Source organism: Pararhodobacter sp. CCB-MM2 (assembly GCF_001691415.1).
Lineage (GTDB): Bacteria > Pseudomonadota > Alphaproteobacteria > Rhodobacterales > Rhodobacteraceae > Pararhodobacter.
Genome location: NZ_LRRR01000013.1, coordinates 19,175 through 38,014, shown reverse-complemented (window position 1 = coordinate 38,014; position 18,840 = coordinate 19,175). Strand labels below are relative to the sequence as shown.

Here is an 18,840-nt window from a genome sequence, read left to right as displayed (position 1 = left end):
ATGCCGGGCAAGGGCGAAACCCCTCACCCGTCGTCCTCAGAACTCGGTATGCCGCATGACATGCCGCGCATGGCCGACGATCAGTGGATCGGGCTGGCCGACGATCTCGGGATCCTTGCCCGGATAATCCAGCGACGCGAGGAAATGCTTCATGCAGTTCAGCCGCGCACGCTTCTTGTCCTTCGACTTGACAATGGTCCAGGGCGCATCGGCGGTATCGGTGTAGAAGAACATCGCCTCCTTCGCCGCGGTGTATTCGTCCCACAGCCCCAGCGAGGCCTTGTCGATCGGCGAGAGTTTCCAGCGCTTCAGCGGATCCGTCTCGCGCTCGGCGAAGCGGCGGCGCTGCTCGTCCGGGGTGACCGAGAACCAGAACTTGTACAGCCGGATGCCGGAGCGCACCAACATCCGCTCCAGATCCGGGGCCTGCCGCATGAATTCGAGGTATTCCTCGGGCGAGCAGAACCCCATCACCCGCTCGACACCGGCGCGGTTGTACCAGCTGCGGTCATAGAACACCATTTCCCCCGCCGTCGGCAGATGCTCGACATAGCGTTGGAAATACCATTGCCCGCGCTCCTCCTCCGAGGGTTTGTTCAACGCGACGACCCGGGCGAAGCGCGGGTTCAGGTGCTCGGTGAAGCGCTTGATCGTGCCGCCCTTGCCGGCTGCGTCCCGCCCCTCGAACAGGATGACGAATTTCTGCCCGGTCTCCTGTGCCCAGAGCTGGACCTTCAACAGCTCGGCCTGCAGCCGGGCTTTTTCCAGCTCATAGGGCCTGCGCGCCATCTTGTGCGGATAGGGGTAATGCGCGCTCTCGAAGGCGGCTTGAAGTTCCCCCTGCGTCAAGGCTTTCGGCGCGGGCTTGACGGCCGGGTCGGCAGGGCCGGCGGGGGCCGCGGCGGCCGGGGGGCCGTCAGCAAGGGGCTCGGTGATCCGGGAGGCGGCTGCGAGATCGTCCATCGGGGGCTCCTGTGCTGCAAATACAGGCGACAGATATCTGAATTTGCACCGCAAGACCTTGATCTGTCTCAACGCAGGCGACACTAAAGCGCAGGGCTGACACCCTGCAATCCGGCGTTAGCGCGCACATCGCCTTGTGAAATAATCTTGCGCGCGCTATGCCACGTCGGGAACGAAAACATCGGGCGGCGCCTCGCCCGGCCCTTGAAACGGAGGACCAACGTGAAGATCGGGGCACCGAGAGAGATATTCCCGGGTGAAAACCGGGTTGCCATGACGCCGGAGTCGGCGCTGCAACTGCAAAAGCTGGGCCATAGCTGCATCATCGAGACCGGCGCCGGTGCGGCCGCGGGCTTCGAGGATGAAGCCTATGTTGCTGCGGGCGTCGAGATCGCGCCCAGTGCCGACGCTTTGTTCGCTGCAGCCGACATCGTGGTGAAGGTCCGCGAGGCCACCACCGAAGAGATGGGCCGCCTGCGCGCTGACCAGACGCTGATCGCCTTCTTCTGGCCCGCCCAGAACGCCGAGATGCTGGAACTGGCCAAGGAGCGCGGCGCGACCGTCGTCGCCATGGACATGGTGCCGCGGATTTCGCGCGCGCAGAAGATGGACGCGCTGTCGTCGATGGCCAACATCGCCGGCTACCGCGCGGTGATCGAGGCCGGCAACAACTTCGGCCGCTTCTTCACCGGTCAGGTGACCGCTGCGGGCAAGGTGCCCCCGGCGAAGGTGCTGGTGGTTGGCGCCGGTGTGGCGGGTCTCGCCGCGATCGGGACTTCGACCTCGCTCGGCGCGATCACGCTGGCGTTCGACGTCCGTCCGGAAGTGGCCGAGCAGATCGAATCGATGGGCGCCGAATTCGTCTATCTCGATTTCGAGGAAGCCCAGCAGGACGGCGCGGCGACCGGCGGCTATGCCGCGCCCTCGTCGCCCGAATTCCGCGAAGCCCAGCTGAAGAAATTCCGCGAGCTGGCGCCGGAAGTCGATATCGTCATCACCACCGCCCTGATCCCCGGCCGCCCGGCACCCAAGCTGTGGACCGAGGACATGGTTGCGATGATGAAGCGCGGCTCGGTCATCGTCGACCTCGCGGCCGAGCGCGGCGGCAACTGCGATCTGACCGTCAAGGACGAGAAGATCGTGACGCCGAACGGCGTGACCATCGTCGGCTACACGGATTTCCCGAGCCGCATGGGCACGCAGGCCTCGACGCTGTATTCGAACAACATCCGGCACATGATCTTCGATCTGACGCCGGGCAAGGACGGTGTCATCAACCACAACATGGAAGATGACGTGATCCGCGGCGCCACCGTGGCGCATGCCGGCGAGATCACCTTCCCGCCGCCCCCGCCGAAGATCCAGGCGATCGCCACGCAGAAGCGGGAGAAGCCGAAGGAGCTGACGGCTGAGGAAAAGCGCGCGCAGGAAACCGCCGCGTTCAAGGCGCAGACCCGTCAGCAGCTGATCCTTCTGGGCGTCGGCGGTGCGGTGCTGTTGCTTGCGGGCCTGTTCGCGCCCGCCAGCTTCATGGCGCACTTCATCGTCTTCGTGCTGGCCTGCTACGTCGGCTTCCAGGTGATCTGGAACGTCTCGCACTCGCTGCACACGCCGCTGATGGCCGTTACCAACGCCATCTCGTCGATCATCATCCTTGGTGCGCTGATGCAGATCGGGTCGGGCAGCTGGCTCGTCGTGATCCTCGCCGCACTTTCGGTCTTCATGGCCGGCATCAACATCTTCGGCGGCTTCATGGTCACGCGGCGTATGCTGGCCATGTTCCAGAAGTCGTAAGGGGAGCGGAACTATTATGGCTTATGGTTTCACGACCGCCGCTTACGTCGTCGCGGCCGTCCTGTTCATCCAGTCGCTGGGCGGCCTCTCGGGGCAGGAAAGCGCGAAACGCGCCGTCTGGTACGGCATCGTCGGCATGGCGCTGGCGGTGGTTGCCACTCTCATGGGGCCGGGCGCCGGTAACTGGCTGATTTCGTTGGTGATGATCGCCGTCGGTGGCGGGATCGGCTGGGTCGTCGCACAGCGCGTGCAGATGACCGAGATGCCGCAGCTGGTGGCCGCGATGCACTCGCTGGTCGGTCTGGCCGCGGTGTTCATCGGCTACAACGGCCACATCGAAGTGGTCCGCGTCGCCGGTCTGCATGACAACCCTGAGGCTCTGGCCTCGCTCGTCGGCTTCGCTGCGACTGTCGCGCACAAGACCGCGGCCGAGCTGTCGGTGCTGAAGATCGAGATCTTCCTCGGCGTGTTCATCGGTGCTGTGACCTTCACCGGCTCGGTCATTGCCTATGGCAAGCTGGCGGGCAAGGTTGACGGCAAGGCGAAGAAGCTTCCCGGCGGTCACATGCTGAACGCGGGTGCGGCGCTGCTGTCGCTGCTGCTGCTGATCCTGTACTTCCAGAGCGCCTCGAGCTGGTCGCTGATCCTGATGACGCTGCTGGCGTTCTTTATCGGCTACCATTTGATCATGGGCATCGGCGGCGCCGACATGCCGGTCGTGGTGTCGATGCTGAACAGCTACTCGGGCTGGGCCGCGGCGGCGATCGGTTTCTCGCTGTCGAACGACCTGCTCATCGTCGTGGGCGCGCTGGTGGGTTCCTCGGGCGCGATCCTGTCCTATATCATGTGCAAGGCGATGAACCGCTCGTTCATCTCGGTGATCCTGGGCGGCTTTGGTGGCACCACGGGCCCGGCGATGGAAATCACCGGCGAGCAGATCGCCATCGACGCCGACGGCGTGGCCTCGGCTCTGAACGATGCCGACAGCGTCATCATCGTTCCGGGCTATGGCATGGCCGTGGCGCAGGCGCAGCAATCGGTCAGCGAACTGACCCGCAAGCTGCGCGCCAAGGGCAAGAACGTCCGCTTCGCCATCCACCCGGTGGCGGGCCGTCTGCCCGGGCACATGAACGTGCTGCTGGCCGAGGCGAAGGTGCCTTACGACATCGTGCTGGAAATGGACGAGATCAACGAGGACTTCCCGGAAACGGACGTGGTGATCGTCATCGGCTCGAACGACATCGTCAACCCGGCCGCGCAGGAAGACCCGAACTCGCCGATCGCCGGCATGCCGGTTCTGGAAGTGTGGAAGGCGAAACAGGTGTTCGTCTCGAAGCGCGGGCAGGGCACGGGCTATTCGGGCATCGAGAACCCGCTGTTCTTCAAGGACAACACGCGGATGTTCTACGGCGACGCGAAGAAGTCGATCGACCAGCTTCTGCCGATGGTCGAGTGATCGACCGGACAAGCAAGAAAGAAACGGGGGGCTTCGGCCCCCCGTTTTCATGATGATGTCTCAGGATCCTGGGGGTTACTGTGCTGGTCCGTCGAGAGCCGCACCGTCCGATCCGCTCGTCGCCGCTTGCGCGGCACCGGCCACAGGGTCGATGCTCGGCAGGCCGTCAGGCCGGCGCGTGCCCTCGAAATTGGTAAGCCGGTAGTTGAGGGCGGTCTGCGCGGGCCGGGCGGAGTAGCCGGTGAAGAAGGACGGCGTCGTTCCCACGGTCGATCCGACCCGAGCGACAGCTTCGATGTCGCTTGAACCGGAAGTGTAGGCGATCCTCAGCACGCACTGGCGATCAACGGTCGCTCTTCCGGCGAAGGTCCACGTCCGGTCCGTCCCGGAGTTATAGCACTCTCCCGCAACCCTTCCGCGTCGATTGATCGTGACGTCGCAGAAATTCATGTAGAGCGCGGGCGGAACGAAGCCGCCGCTTGAATCGACGTATTCCGCGATCGGCAAGGTGTAATTGATCAACCAATCACCGGCAATCGATCGGGCCGTGCAGGTCGTGTCAGCGGATGCGACGGTTGCCGTGGAGATCAGCAGGACAAAGGACAGGGGGGAGGGGGCTAACTTCAAGACGTTCATACTTGTACTTTCCGAAAGCGGTGTGGGTTCCGCAGGTGGCTTGTCAATGTGTTGGGGCCTCGGGGATTTCCCCAAGGCAGACATAGGCCATCCCGGACCGTGGTGAGCGGACCGTGGGTGACGTTTGGCAAACGAGATAAGCGAATCTTGGAAGAAAGTGACGCGGCATGACCCGCGCAAACGGACGCTAGCATTCCGTTTCACGGCCCGACAAGCGTCTTTCTCAGGCGCCGCAGAGGGGGGCACATAGCCGCTGCGACGCCGGAGACGCCGCTGCCCGTTCGTTCGTGACGATGAGGGACCGATCTTCCCGGCAGGGGCCTCCACTCACCACAGCGTGGGGCCCCTTCCTTGACGCTGCGCCGCGGCTACCGGATAGTCGCAGGGCAATCTGGCAGGTGGCATAGCGGGAGACCACATGCGCGTTCTCATCGTCGGCGATTCCCACACCGGTGCCCTCAATCGGGGGCATGAGCGACTGGTCGACGATGATCGGCTGCCCGAGGGGATCCACTTCGACATCCATCCCCTCGGCTCCGGGGCGCGGATGCATACGGCATTCTGGACCCAAGAGGGGGACGTCGCGGTCCTGACCGACCCGATCTATCGGCGCCGCATTCCCGTCTTGCCACCGAATCCTCACCCGGATGCAATCGGGTTGTCGATGCCGCTATGGTCCGGGCGCGTGATGCGCGGTTTGCTGCAACAGGGCAGTACTGTCGCGGGCTTGCCTGTCGTGCAATCGAACACAGGCCCTCTTATCTCTGCGGCGATGCTTCGGTTGCTGGTTGCGCAGGATATGGCTCCGGCCCTGCGTCTGGCGGAGTTTCTGGCGGGGCAGGGGATCCCGGTCTTCGTCATTGAGCCGCCCGCCGCCTTCCGGGCCTATCGCTATGTGCGTCACGCCGGGGCCGAGGCAGTCGTCGCCCTCCAGTCCGCCATCCGGCAGCTACAGCGCGATGCCATCGGCGCCGCGGGGCTGGCCATTGTCAACCAACCGGCGGAGATGCTGGATGCAGATGGCTTCACCGCCGACGTCCATGCCCATGAAGACCCGTCCGACAGCCATCACGGCAATGCCGCCTTTGGCGCGTTGATGCTTGAGGCCTGCGTGCCTCTGCTGCGCCAGATCGCATCGAGCGCCAAGGATACTCATGTCGCATCCCTATAATTCACAGCCCGATCACGCTTTCTGGCGGCGCGCCATCGGTGACCGCGCGCCCGATGAGATCGGCAACTGGTACCGCCGCCGCTTCAGCCTTGAAGGGAAGACCATCGCCACGGCCGGCAGCTGCTTCGCCCAGCAGCTCGGGCGGCAGTTGCGGCGCGCGGGGTTCCAGTATCTCGACGCCGAACCCGCCCCCGTCGACCTGCCCGAGGACCAGCATCTGGACTGGGGCTATTCGATGTATTCGGCGCGCTACGGCAACATCTACACTTCGCGCCAGCTGGTGCAGTTGTTTGACCGGGCGACCGGGGCGTTCGACCCTATCGAGGACCATTGGGAGAAGGACGGCGGTGTCGTCGATCCCTTCCGCCCGACGATCGAGCCCGAGCCTTTCGGCAGCGTGGCCGAGCTGCGGGCGCTGCGGCGCGATCACCTCGACCGCGTGGCCGAGGTTCTGACTAAGGCCGATGTCCTCGTCTTCACCATGGGCCTGACCGAGGCGTGGCTGTCCAAGCGGGACGGGTCTTGCTTCCCGCTGTGTCCCGGCACGGCCGGCGGCACCTTCGACCCGGCCCTGCACAGCCTGCGAAACCTCAGCTCGGCCGAGGTGCGGGCGGATATGGAGGCTTTCCTCACCCGGGTGCGGGCGATCAATCCGCGCCTTGAGGTGCTGCTCACCGTCTCGCCTGTCTCGATGATGGCGACGGCCACGGCGCAGCAGGTCTCGGTCGCCACGGTCTATACCAAATCCGTCCTGCGCGCCGTCGCCGGAGAACTCTACGACAGCCACGATTTCATCGACTATTTCCCGTCCTACGACATGGTGACCGGGCCCGCCTCACGCGGGTCGTTCTACAAGGAGGGCATGCGTGAGGTCTCGCCCGAGGGTGTGGCCTATGTCATGTCGCACTTCCTGTCCGAACATCCCTCGCCACTGGCGGCACCTGCGGCCCCGTCCGAGCCCGCACCGGTCCAGACGGGATTGAAGCCCCGCATGGCGCCGGGCATGGCGGCACCGGCCCCGAAACCGCGCATGGCCCCCGGCACTATGCCGCCCAAAGCCAACATCCCCGCCGACCTGACGGACGACGAGGATGTGAAATGCGACGAGGAATTGCTGAACTCCTTCGCCCCGAAAGCAAAGGATTGAGCGCTCAGAAGTCGGTCGGCGCGCCGCCTTCTTCCTTGCGGCGGGCGACGAAGGCCTGAAGCTCCTCGCGAATCGCCTCGTCCATCGCCGGGGCTTCGAAATTCTCGACGATGCCGCGGTAGATGCGATGCGCGCGCTCGGGGCTTTCGACTGCGCCATCCTGCGCCCAGGCCTCAAAGTTGCGCCAATCCGAGGCGATCGGGTTGTAGAAGGCGGTCTGGTAGCGCTCCTGCGTGTGCTGGCAGCCGAAATAATGCCCGCCCGCGCCGACCTCCTTGACCGCGTCAAAGGCGATGGCATCGGGGTCTGTCGCGGTGATCGAGGTCTCGAAATAGCGCTGGATCATCTGCAGGACCTCGCAGTCCATGACGAATTTCTCAGGGCTGGCGATGAGCCCGCCCTCCAGCCAGCCAGCCGCGTGGTAGACGAGGTTGGACCCGGACTGGACCGCGGCCCAAAGCGAGTTCGAGGTCTCCCACATCGCCTGACCGTCCGGCACGTTCGCGGTGCAGACACCCGACGAGCGCATCGGCAGGCCATAGAAGCGCGCCAGTTGCCCGGTCATCTGCGTCGCCCGCATATATTCCGGCGTGCCGAAAGCCGGCGCGCCCGAGCGCATGTCCACGTTCGAGGTGAAGGTGCCGATGGCCACCGGGCAGCCAGGCGAGACGTATTGCACCAGCGCAATGGCGGCGAGACCCTCGGCGATGGACAACGCCACCGCGCCCGACATGGTCACCGGCGCCATCGCCCCCGCCAGCGTGAAGGGCGTGACTACCACCGGCTGGCGGCGCCGGGCGAGCCTGAGCGCGCCATCAATCATCGGGAAGTCATGCTTCAGCGGGCTCACCGAGTTGATGTTGGTATACATCCGCGGCGAGGCGTCGAATTCCGCATGGCTCAGGCCGCCTGCGATGCGCACCATCTCCATGACGTCCTCGACCCGTTCCTTGCCCAGCGAATAGGCATGGCAGACCTTGTCGGTGAGGGTCAGCTTCTCGTAGAGGCAATCGAGGTGGCGGACCGAGGGGTGGATGTCGATCGGCTCAACCGGATAGCCGCCGGCGACATGGATGCAGTTGAAATACTGCGTCAACATCATGAATTCGCGGAAGGTCGCGAAATCGCCGGATTGCTTGCCGCGCACGATGTCCCACGAGTTGGGCGGCGACGAGACGTTGACGAAGACCATGTGGCCGTCGCCGATGGTCACCTGCCGCTCAGGGTTCCGCGGTGTGATGGTGAACGAGGCCGGTGCCCGTCGCACCATCTCCATCACGAAATCCTCGTCCATGCGGACATTTTCGCCGCTGACCCGGCATCCGGCCTGTTTGAAGATCTCCAGCGCCTCGGGGTTCAGGAACTCGATGCCGATCTCGGAGAGGATCCGCATGGCGCCCTTGTGGATCGCCAGCACGCCCTCATGGTCAACGGGCTCGGTCGGCCGGTCGGGATTATGCGGAATGCGCCACGGCATCTGGTCCATCTGGAACCCGCTTGCCCGACGCGTATTCGCGCCCCGTCCACCACTGCGTTTGCGGCGCACCGCGCTTTCGTCACCCATGATCGTCTCCGTCGTCTTTGGCCGGAGCGTAAGACCGCCCGCGGCGCCGCGGCAAGCGGAGTGAAGTCGGCACGTCGGTGACGGGACGAAGCATAGGATTGGCGGTGGGCGGGCGCTCGGGGGCATCGAGCCCCCTCGCGCCCGGCCCGGTCCTGCGGCCCGGGCGCGGGAGGGTTTTGCACCCTCCCGGACCCTCCCGCAGGATATTTGGAGAGTAAAGACGAGGGGCGCGCGGCGCGGTCCGGACGATTTGAGTCAAATCGCGCATCTTTGCTCCAGAAATATCCTCGGGGGGTGAGCCCGAAGGGCGAGGGGGGCAGACAGCCCCCGGCGACGCCTACCGCACGCGCAGGGTCCGGACCCAGCTTGCCGCTTCATGGGCATGGATCTCGGCGTGGCGGATATGGCTGTCGAAACCCTGCGCAAGGTCGCGCACCAGCGATTTCGCGCGGATCAGCAGATAGGTGTCGCCGGTATAGACCGCGGCGCGGAGGTAGCCGAAGATCGTCATCGGCGGGGCGAAGCGCTTGCGGCCGTCGAAGAGATACATGCGGAAGGCGGGGTAGAGCTCGTCCATTGTGGCGGCGATATGCGCCAGTTGCTCTCGTCGCGCGTCGGCGTCGAGGCCCTGCCAATTGCCCGCGCCCTCGGCGAAAAGTTCCAGCGTTTGCAAAGGCATGCACATCTCGATATCGCTTTCAGGCATGCGCGAGACGGTGAGCCGGCGGTCGGTCTGGCGCTGCAGGCGGCGGCGTTCCTGTTCATTGGACGCAGCCTGGAAGGCGATGACGGCGGGGGTGCGCATCAGGTCCGGCAGCCAGGCCGGGACATAGCGCACCTTCTGGCCGGTGGCCTCGTGATGCCAGCGCTCCATCGCCGTGCGGTTCTCCTCGTCGAGGGCCTGCTCGGTCTCGACGGCGTTCAGAACCTGCGCCGTCTGGCCGCGCTCATCCGTCAGCCCCAGCAGCCAGTCCGAGGAGACCTGGAACCGTGCCGCCAGCGCCAACAAGGTTTCGGCGCGGGGCAAGCGCGGGTTCTGGCCCGAGGTCAGCTGCGACAGCGCCGAGCGGTCGATGCCGATCATCGACGCGAAGGCGGTTTGCGACAGGCCGGACTGCGTCTGCACCTGCGCAAGCCTTTGACGGAACAGCGCCGCCGTCTCGCGTTTGCCCATGATTGGTCTCCTGATATGCTGACTTCAGTAAACACCGTTCACGGAAAACGTCAATCCGGGCCGCAAGTGACGCTTAAACGCGCCTTGCCCGATTTCGCGTTTCGGCCACACTGGACATCACTGTCAACAAGGAGTCGGAATGCGCGCGCCCCTGCGTCTGGAGTGGCCCACTTTGGGTCTGATCGGTCTGTGCTACGGGGGCTGGCTGTTTGCCGGCTTCTGGCTGTACCCCTCGCTGCCCCTTTTGGCGTTGGCGATCATGGCGGTGCTGGCCGGGCTGCATTCCTCGCTGGTGCATGAATGCCTGCACGGGCATCCGACGCGCTACCGGCTGCTGAACGAGGCTCTGGTCACGCTGCCGCTGTCGTTGGCCTATCCCTACCGGCGCTACAAGGCCACGCATCTGGCACATCACCATGACGAACGGCTGACGGATCCTTTCGACGATCCCGAGAGCTATTACCGCGCGCGCTGGCAATATGAGCGCCTGCCGGGCTGGTTCCGCACGCTTTTGACGCTGAACAACACGCTGCTGGGCCGGGTGATCCTCGGGCCCTGGCTGGTGGCCGGCGGCTTCTTCATAGACGAGGCGCGGCAGGCCATTGCCAACGAGCGCGGCGTGCGGCTGGCCTGGGCGATCCATCTGCCGGCCATGGCCGTGGTCCTGGCGCTGGTCTGGGCGATGGGCATCCCGCTGTGGCTCTATGTCCTCGGCGTCTGCTGGCCCGGCCTCTCGCTGATCGGCATCCGCACCTTCGCGGAACACCGTTGGCATGAGACCCCCTCGGGCCGGACGATCATCGTCGAGCGCAGCCCGCTGGCCTGGCTCTTTCTCTACAACAACCTGCATATCGTGCATCACAAGCAGCCCTCGGCGCCCTGGTATGAACTGCCGCGCCTTTACCGTGAACGCCGGGCCGAATGGCAGGCGATGAACGGTGGCTATGTTTTTCCGAACTACTGGGCGCTCTGGCGCCTTTGGGGAGTGACCATGAAAGAACCCGTCATCCATCCGGCCTTGCATCAAGAGCCGCAAGCCGGTGTCGGCGCCGTATGACGACCGACACGACCCCCAAAGCCAGTCTCCCGATGTATGACTGGCCCGACGTCCATGCCGAGACTGACGCCGACTACGCCCGTTTCCGCGATGCCTTCCGCGCCGCTATCCCGGGGATCGAGCTGCCCGAAGGCCTGACCCGTCCCGATGATCGGCCCGGCTTCCTCAACGACCATTGGCGCGATCCGGCGCTGATCTTCGGCCAATGCTGCTGGGGGCCGCTGGATGTCGGCATGATCGACTACCTGCTGCCCATCGCGCAGCCCGATTACGGCGCCTATCCGGGCGGGCGGGACATCTATTACCGCTCGGCCATGGTGGCGCGGCGCGATTCCGGCATCGCTCCGGAGGTGGGGCTTCCCAAGGGCCCCAAGGCCGAGATCCCCGAGGGCGTGCTGAAGGGCCGTCGCTTTGCCTACAACGACACGGAATCCATGTCGGGCTACCGCGGGCTGATGGCCGATCTGGGCGCGGACCCGCTGAGCCTCGCGGGCTCGGGCGTCGAATCCGGCGGGCATCGGAACTCGGTGAAAATGGTCGCGGCGGGCGATGCGGATCTTGCCGTGATCGACTGCCGCTCCTGGGCGCTGGCGCAGCGCTTCGAGCCCGAGGCGGCCTCGCAACTCATGGTCATCGGCTGGACGGGCGAGCGCAAGGGCATCGCCTATGTCACCTCGCGCGCGACCGATCCCGCTATCGCTGAAGCAATGAAAACCACCCTACTTGCAATGGGTTGCCTGCCGGCACCCGACGGAGACGTGAAATGACCAGAACTTATCGGGCCGTGGTGATCGGCGGGGGCGTGGTAGGCTGTTCGGTGCTGTTCCACCTGGCGAAGGCCGGCTGGAAGGACGTGCTGCTGATCGAGCGCTCGGAACTGACCTCGGGGTCGAGCTGGCACGCGGCGGGCGGCTTCCACACGCTGAACGGCGACCCGAATGTGGCGAAGCTGCAGGCCTATACCGTCTCGCTCTATGAGGAACTCGAGAAGATCTCGGGCCAGAGCTGCGGTCTGCACCTCACCGGCGGCGTGATGATGGCCGACAGCCCCGAGCGGATGAACTTCCTGCGCATGGTGCAGGCGCGTGGCCGCGCGCTGGGGATGGAGACAGAACTCATCACCCCGACCGAGGCCAAGGCGATGTTCCCGCTGATGGACGAGACCAACTTCGTCGGCGCCCTCTGGGACCCGGTCGAAGGGCATCTCGACCCCTCGGGCACCACGCATGCCTATGCCAAGGCCGCTCGCGTGCTGGGCGCCGAGATCGAGCTGCGCAACCCCGTCAAGGAGATCACGCAGGACCCGGACGGCATGTGGAACCTGCACACCGTCAACGGCGCCATCCGCTGCGAGCATGTGGTCAATGCCGGTGGCCTCTGGGCGCGCGAGGTGGGCCGGATGGTCGGCCTCGAGCTGCCGGTGCTGGCGATGGAGCATATGTATCTGCTCACCGACGACATGCCGGAAGTCATCGAGTTCAATCAGTCCACGGGCCGCGAACTGATCGGCGTCATGGACTTCAAGGGCGAGATCTACACCCGTCAGGAACGCCAAGGCATCCTGCTGGGCACCTATGAGCGCGCCTGTGTGCCGTGGAGCCCGGTCAACACGCCCTGGGACTTCGGCCATGAACTGCTGCAGCCCGATATCGACCGTATCGCGCCCTCGCTGGAGATCGGCTTCAAGCATTACCCGGCGGTCGAGAAGGCCGGCATCAAGCAGATCATCAACGGCCCCTTCACCTTCGCGCCCGATGGCAACCCGCTGGTCGGTCCGGTGCAGGGCCTGACCAACTATTGGTCGGCCTGCGCGGTCATGGCGGGCTTCAGCCAGGGCGGCGGCGTGGGCCTCGTGCTGGCAAACTGGATGACGCAGGGCGATCCCGGCCACGACGTGTTCGGCATGGATGTCTCGCGCTTCGGCGAATGGGCGACCCTGCGCTACACCAACGCCAAGGTGCGCGAGAACTATTCCCGCCGCTTCTCGATCCGCTTCCCGAACGAGGAACTGCCCGCCGCCCGTCCGGCCGAGACGACGCCGCTCTATGACGTGATGGTGCGCGACAACCACGCGGTGATGGGCGACAGCTGGGGCCTCGAGACGCCGCTGTGGTTCGCCCCCTCGGCGGAAGAGGCGCATGATATCCCGTCCTTCCACCGCTCGAACGATTTCGAGCATATCAAGCGCGAGGTGAAGGCCACGCGCGAGAGCGTCGGCGTCACCGAGATCGCTAACTTCGCCAAATACGAAGTGACCGGTGCGGGCGCCGAAGCCTGGCTCGACCATCTGATGACCAACACCATGCCCAAGGTCGGGCGCATCGTGCTGACGCCGATGCTGAACGACAACGGCAAGCTGATAGGCGACTTCACCATCGCCAAGGCGGCCGAGGGTCGGTTCATGATCTGGGGCTCGCTGGGCGCTTCCAAGTATCACATGCGCTGGTTCGAGCAGCATCTGCCCAAGGACGGCTCGGTCGCGATCAAGCGGTTCCATATGGACCTCGTGGGCCTGTCGATCTGCGGTCCGAAATCGCGCGATGTGCTGGCGAAGCTGGTGGATGTGGATGTCTCCAAAACCGGCTTCCGCTTCATGGACTTCCGCGAGATGGACGTGGCCGGCGCGCCCTGCATGATCAACCGGATCACCTATTCCGGCGATCTGGGCTACGAGATCTGGATGAAGCCCGCTGCCCAGCGTCGCGTCTACAGCGCGATCAAGGAAGCGGGCGCCGAGTTCGGCATCGTCGATTTCGGCATGCGCGCGCTGCTGTCGATGCGTCTGGAGAAGAACTTCCCCACCTGGTTCGCCGAACTGCGCCCGATCTACGGCCCGTTCGAGGGTGCCATGGACCGCTTCATCAAGCTGCAGAAGCCTGATTTCATCGGGCGTGAAGCCGCGGTGAAGGAGCGTGACGAGGGGCCGCACCTGCGCCGGGTCTCGCTGATGATCGACGCGGGCACCGCGGATGTCATGGGCGACGAGCCGATCTGGGCCAAGGTCGGCGACACCGACTATGGCACCATCGAGGAGCCGCATGGCTATGGCGCGCCGCGCTTTGACGCGCAGGGGCAGGAGATGGCCAAGGCCGATGTCGCGCGTGATGGCGATTGGCGGGTTGTCGGCTGGGTCACCTCGGGCGGCTATGCGCATTACGTCGAGAAATCGATGGCGCAGGGCTATCTGCCGGCGGCTTTGGCCGAGCGCGGGGAAGGGGGCCTCTTCGAGGTCGAGATCATGGGCGAGCGTCGCGCCGCGACCATCGCCATCGATCCGCCCTTCGATCCCGACGGCTCGCGGATGCGGATGTAAGAACAGGGGCGCGGCGTCTCGGGCCCCCGCAAGGGGGGCCGCTCGACGCCGCGGCGGGAGGCGCTTCGCCCTCCCGCACCCTCCCGAGGATATTTCGGGAGTAAAGATGATGCGGGACGGCGCGGGCGGAGGTGACAGCGCGACACGATGACAGCATGGGCGCAAATTCTTCCTTGTGAAACTTCGGCTTGGGCCGTGGGGTCAGACTTGCCCCGACGCCTTGCCGCATGCTCACTGAGAGCCACACTCAGGGAGGAATGAGAATGAAAGCCGCTGTCTGCCGCGCCTTTGGCGAAAACCTGACCTTTGAGGAGGTCGTGCTGCGCGATCCGCAACCGGGCGAGGTCCGGGTCGGGATCGAGGCGGTCGCCATCTGCCATTCCGACATCGGTTATCTCGACGGGCTTTGGCACAGCCAGCTGCCGGCGGTCTATGGCCATGAGGCCGCTGGGCGGATTCTGGCCTTGGGCGAGGGTGTGCAGGGGCTGGCGGTGGGCGATGCGGTCGTCGTGTCGATGATCCGTTCCTGCGGCCAATGCCGCGCTTGCCGGACCGGCAAGCCCTTCCTATGTGGCGCGCCCTACAACCGCTCGAACGGGGTGCTGTCGCTGCCCGATGGCACGGTGGTGGAGCATGGCCTCGCGACCGGCGCCTTTGCCGAGGAATGCGTGGTGCACGCAAGCCAGGTCGCCAAGGTGCCGGACGATCTGCCGATGGAGCTCGGCGCCTTGCTGGCATGCGGGGTGATCACGGGCACGGGCGCGGTGATAAACACGGCGGGTGTGAAGGCGGGCGACTCGGTCGTGGTGATCGGCGCGGGCGGGGTGGGCCTGAACGCCATTCAGGGCGCGCGGCTGGCCGGGGCCTCGAAGATCATCGCAGTCGATCTGGCGGACGAGAAGCTGGAAGCGGCCACGGAGTTCGGTGCGACCGATGTGTTGAAGGCCGATGTGAAGGGCCTGCGCAAGATCATCATGGGACTGACCCAGGGCGGCGCGGACCATGTCATGGTCGCCGTCGGCGCCATCGCGGCCTATTCCCAAGCGCCGTCCTTTGCCTGCAAGGGCGGGCAGGTGGTCATGGTCGGCATGCCGCCCTCGGGCGCGAAGATGGAGGTGGAGCCGGTGATCGTCGCCGCCACCGCCCAGACCCTGAAGGGCAGCTTCATGGGCGCGACCGTGGTGCAGCGCGACATTCCTTATCTCGTCGAGATGTGGCGGCAGGGGCGGCTGAAGCTCGAGGAGCTGGTCACCGCGCGCTACCGGTTCGACCAGATCAACGAGGCCATTGCCGAGAGCCGCAAGGGCCATGTCCGGCGCAATGTGATCCTCATGGACAAATCCGACTGATGGAGAATTCTGCTTGAAACTCAAAGATCTCGAGGTCTTCGTTATTGGAACGCCTCCGCCCGGCTGGGGCGGCCGCTACTGGCTCATCGTGAAGCTTACGGCGGATAACGGGATCTCGGGATACGGCGAGGTCTATGCGGCCTCGGTCGGGCCCAAGGCCATGGTCGCGGTGATCGAGGATGTCTTCGAGCGCCACATGGCGGGCGAGGACCCCTCGAACATCGAGCTGATGTTCCGCCGGGCCTATTCCGCGGGCTTTACGCAGCGGCCGGACCTGACGGTGATGGGCGCCTTCTCGGGGCTGGAGATCGCCTGCTGGGATCTGATCGGCAAGGCGCTGGAGCGGCCGGTGCATGCGCTGATCGGCGGGCGGATCAACCAGCGCCTGCGGGCCTACACTTACCTCTATCCGCTGCCGGGAATGGACCCGAAGGAGTTCTGGTCCTCCCCCGAGATGCAGGCCGAGGCCGCGCTCGATGCGGTGAACCTCGGCTTCACGGCGGTGAAGTTCGACCCCGCCGGGCCCTATACGATCCATGGCGGGCACCAGCCGGCCTTGTGGGACATCGACCTTTCGGTGCGCATGTGCGCGGCGATCCGCAAGGCGGTCGGCAACCGCGCGGACCTGTTGTTCGGCACGCATGGGCAGTTCACCCCCTCGGGCGCGATCCGGCTGGGGCAGGCCTTGGAGCCCTACAGCCCGCTCTGGTACGAAGAGCCGATCCCGCCCGACAACCTCCTCGACTTCGCGCAGGTGGCGCAGGCGGTGCGCATCCCGCTGGCCACCGGCGAGCGGATGACGACGAAGGCCGAGTTCGGCACGTTGCTGCGGTCCGGCGGGGCCTCGATCCTGCAGCCGGCGCTGGGGCGTTCGGGCGGGATCCTCGAAACGAAGAAGATCGCCGCCATGGCCGAGGCCTTCGGCGCGCAGGTCGCCCCCCATCTCTATGCCGGGCCGGTCGAATGGGCGGCCAATGTCCAGCTGGGCGCGACGCTGCCGAACCTGCTGTTGGTGGAGACGATCCAGATGGGCGGTGAATTCCACCTGCCGCTGATCCGTCACAGCCTTCAGGTAGAGGACGGCCATATCCCGGTGCCCACCGCACCGGGGCTGGGCATCGATTTCGACGAGGCGCTCGCGCGCGCTCATCCTTATGCCGACACCGGGCTGCATCTGCAGATGCAGGAAGCCCCGTGCGACTATTCCGCGGCCAATGCCTTCCAGGGCGGCGCCCCGCGAGACTGACGTTACGTCCGCCTGAAGGGGTGGTCGGAACAAAACCTGACTTTTCAGTCAAGTGCGAAAAACGGGTTGTATCTTGGGACTCGTCGCGTTTGGATAGGTTCGGGTCGTATTTAGAGCGGCGACAAGGCTGTCCTTGGGGCCGCATGACATCAATCGGACGACGCGGAAAATCTGCGTCAGAATACCGAGTTAATCAGGGAGCTTCTCAATGAAAGATACTCTTCACACGGACGCCCAGCAGCGGGTTCATCCTGCCGCAGCGATGTATGCCCGCGAGCATACCGAAGGCAAACTGAGCCGCCGTGAGTTCCTCACCCGCGCCACGGCGCTGGGTCTGACCGCCACCGCCGCCTACGGCCTGATCGGTGCCGCCGCGCCCGCTGCCAAGGCGCAGGAAGCCGTCATGGGTGGCACCCTGCGCATGCAGATGATCATCAAGGCACAGCGCGACCCGCGCACCTGGGACTGGTCCGAGCATGCCAACGCCTGCCGCGGCTGGCTGGAATACCTCGTTGACTACCAGCGCGACGGCACGCTGAAGCCGGTGCTCATGGAAAGCTGGGAAGCCTCGGACGATGCGACCAGCTACACGCTGCATCTGCGTCAGGGCGTGACCTGGAACAACGGCGATCCCTTCACTGCCGCCGATGTCGCCCACAACATCGCGCGCTGGTGCGACACCACCGTGGAAGGCAACTCGATGGCCACCCGTATGGGCGCGCTGGTCGAGGATGGCCAGCTGCGTGAAGGCGGCGTGGAGATCGTCGACGACCACACCATCGTGCTGAACCTCAACACCCCGGACATCGCGCTGATCGTGTCGATGGCTGACTATCCCTCGGTCATCCTGCACCCGTCCTTCGACGGTGACGACGTGATCGCCGAGCCGATCGGTACCGGCCCCTACCTGCCGGTCAGCTACGAGCCCGGCATCGGCGCCGTCGTCGAGCGCAATGCCGACCACACCTGGTGGAACGAAGGCAACGGCGCCTATCTCGACCGCATCGAATTCGTCGACCTCGGCACCGACCCGGCGGCCTGGATCGCGGCGGCCGAAGCCGGTGAAATCGACCTGAACTACCAGGCTCAGGGCGACATCATCGACATCTTCGAAGCCGTCGGCTTCCCGCGTTCGGAAGCGGTCACTGCCGCGACCATCGCCGTCCGCTTCAACCAGGACAGCGAGCCCTACAACAACAAGGACGTGCGCAAGGCCCTGCAAATGGCCGTGTCGAACGCCATCGTGCTGGAGCTGGGCTACAACGACCTCGGCACCGTCGCCGAGAACCACCATGTCTGCCCGATCCACCCGGAATACGCGGAACTGCCCGCGCTGACCGTAGATGGTGCTGCTGCCGCCGCAGCGATCGCCGAAGCGGGTCTCGCTGATTTCGAGTTCGAGCTGATCTCGGTCGACGAGCCGTGGCAGTCGGAAACCTGCGATGCCGTGGCCGCGCAGATCCGTGACGCGGGCATCAACATCAAGCGCACGATCCTGCCGGGCGCGACCTTCTGGAACGACTGGACCAAGTATCCGTTCTCGGCCACCGAGTGGAACATGCGTCCGCTGGGCGTCCAGATCATGAACCTGGCCTACAAGTCGGGCGTTCCGTGGAACGAAGCCGCGTTCTCGAACGAAGAGTTCGACACGCTGCTCGATCAAGCCAATGGTATCGTCGATGCCGATGCGCGCCGCGAGGTGATGCAGCGTCTCGAAGAGATCATGCAGGAAGAGGGCGTGCTCATTCAGCCCTACTGGCGTTCGCTGTTCCGCAACGCGGCCGAAAATGTTCATGGCGCCGAAATGCACCCGACCTTCGTGGTCGACTACGTGCATTACTGGAAGTCGTGATAGACGGGGCAGGGCGCGCGAAAGCGCGCCCTTCCTTCATCCCTCCCAGGCTATACTGAAAACCACCCTCCCGGCGTGATGCAGCGTCCGGGCCGGTTTCCTGTTTCCTAGCCCGCAG

General features: G+C 65.1%; 14 protein-coding genes. 10 read left to right on the top strand and 4 right to left on the bottom strand.

All coding sequences use genetic code 11. From position 1 onward, the window contains the following. Positions 1-36 precede the first annotated feature (36 nt). Positions 37-963, bottom strand: coding sequence for a polyphosphate kinase 2 (gene ppk2, locus BCY78_RS13730; RefSeq protein WP_068302831.1), 927 nt, complete (start codon positions 961-963; stop codon positions 37-39). Positions 964-1,185: 222 nt separating this feature from the next. Between ppk2 and BCY78_RS13725 the strand changes: the two genes are divergently transcribed. Together BCY78_RS13725 and BCY78_RS13720 are read left to right on the top strand one after the other, a co-directional pair. Further along, a complete protein-coding gene (locus tag BCY78_RS13725; protein ID WP_068302829.1) occupies positions 1,186-2,757 on the top strand; it encodes a Re/Si-specific NAD(P)(+) transhydrogenase subunit alpha in 1,572 nt (523 codons plus the stop codon). A 16-nt stretch (positions 2,758-2,773) separates the two neighbouring features. Continuing rightward, the gene (locus BCY78_RS13720; protein WP_068302827.1) at positions 2,774-4,213 is read left to right on the top strand and encodes an NAD(P)(+) transhydrogenase (Re/Si-specific) subunit beta; all 1,440 of its coding nucleotides are present in this window, start codon (positions 2,774-2,776) and stop codon (positions 4,211-4,213) included. 75 nt (positions 4,214-4,288) lie between these two features. Here the strand turns inward: BCY78_RS13720 and BCY78_RS13715 are convergent, their stop codons facing one another. After that, positions 4,289-4,849 carry a hypothetical protein gene (locus tag BCY78_RS13715; protein ID WP_068302825.1) on the bottom strand — a complete coding sequence of 187 codons (561 nt, stop codon included), beginning with the start codon at positions 4,847-4,849 and terminating at the stop codon, positions 4,289-4,291. A 418-nt stretch (positions 4,850-5,267) separates the two neighbouring features. On the opposite strand from BCY78_RS13715, the gene BCY78_RS13710 reads away from it, so the two are divergent. Both BCY78_RS13710 and BCY78_RS13705 read left to right on the top strand, forming a co-directional pair. Next, on the top strand, positions 5,268-6,020 hold the full coding sequence (locus tag BCY78_RS13710; RefSeq protein WP_068302823.1) for a hypothetical protein: 753 nt from the start codon (positions 5,268-5,270) through the stop codon (positions 6,018-6,020). After that, positions 6,004-7,167, top strand: a complete 1,164-nt coding sequence (locus BCY78_RS13705) for a GSCFA domain-containing protein (protein ID WP_068302817.1) — start codon at positions 6,004-6,006, stop codon at positions 7,165-7,167. The genes BCY78_RS13710 and BCY78_RS13705 overlap by 17 nt, the downstream gene beginning before the upstream one ends. A gap of 4 nt (positions 7,168-7,171) precedes the next feature. Here the strand turns inward: BCY78_RS13705 and BCY78_RS13700 are convergent, their stop codons facing one another. Continuing rightward, positions 7,172-8,731, bottom strand: a complete 1,560-nt coding sequence (locus tag BCY78_RS13700; protein ID WP_068302816.1) for a trimethylamine methyltransferase family protein — start codon at positions 8,729-8,731, stop codon at positions 7,172-7,174. Positions 8,732-9,068: 337 nt separating this feature from the next. Beyond that, on the bottom strand, positions 9,069-9,905 hold the full coding sequence (locus BCY78_RS13695; RefSeq protein ID WP_068302815.1) for a helix-turn-helix domain-containing protein: 837 nt from the start codon (positions 9,903-9,905) through the stop codon (positions 9,069-9,071). A gap of 139 nt (positions 9,906-10,044) precedes the next feature. Here BCY78_RS13695 and BCY78_RS13690 point away from each other — a divergent pair, with 139 nt between their 5' ends. The 6 genes from BCY78_RS13690 (at position 10,045) to BCY78_RS13665 (ending at position 18,722) form a co-directional block, all read left to right on the top strand. Then, complete coding sequence (locus BCY78_RS13690) at positions 10,045-10,962, top strand: fatty acid desaturase (protein ID WP_068302813.1); 918 nt, start codon at positions 10,045-10,047, stop codon at positions 10,960-10,962. After that, entirely contained in the window at positions 10,959-11,729 is a 771-nt protein-coding gene (locus BCY78_RS13685; RefSeq protein ID WP_068302809.1) for a phosphate/phosphite/phosphonate ABC transporter substrate-binding protein, read from the top strand. Before BCY78_RS13690 ends, BCY78_RS13685 begins: the two co-directional genes overlap by 4 nt. Next, positions 11,726-14,275: an FAD-dependent oxidoreductase gene (locus BCY78_RS13680; RefSeq protein ID WP_068302807.1), complete on the top strand. Its 2,550-nt coding sequence runs from the start codon at positions 11,726-11,728 to the stop codon at positions 14,273-14,275. The genes BCY78_RS13685 and BCY78_RS13680 overlap by 4 nt, the downstream gene beginning before the upstream one ends. Before the next feature lie 263 nt (positions 14,276-14,538). Continuing rightward, a complete protein-coding gene (locus tag BCY78_RS13675) occupies positions 14,539-15,624 on the top strand; it encodes a zinc-binding dehydrogenase (protein ID WP_233499407.1) in 1,086 nt (361 codons plus the stop codon). Positions 15,625-15,637: 13 nt separating this feature from the next. Then, entirely contained in the window at positions 15,638-16,870 is a 1,233-nt protein-coding gene (locus BCY78_RS13670) for a mandelate racemase/muconate lactonizing enzyme family protein (RefSeq protein ID WP_068302803.1), read from the top strand. Between the two features lie 208 nt (positions 16,871-17,078). Further along, positions 17,079-18,722: an ABC transporter substrate-binding protein gene (locus BCY78_RS13665; protein WP_068302800.1), complete on the top strand. Its 1,644-nt coding sequence runs from the start codon at positions 17,079-17,081 to the stop codon at positions 18,720-18,722. Positions 18,723-18,840: the final 118 nt, after the last annotated feature.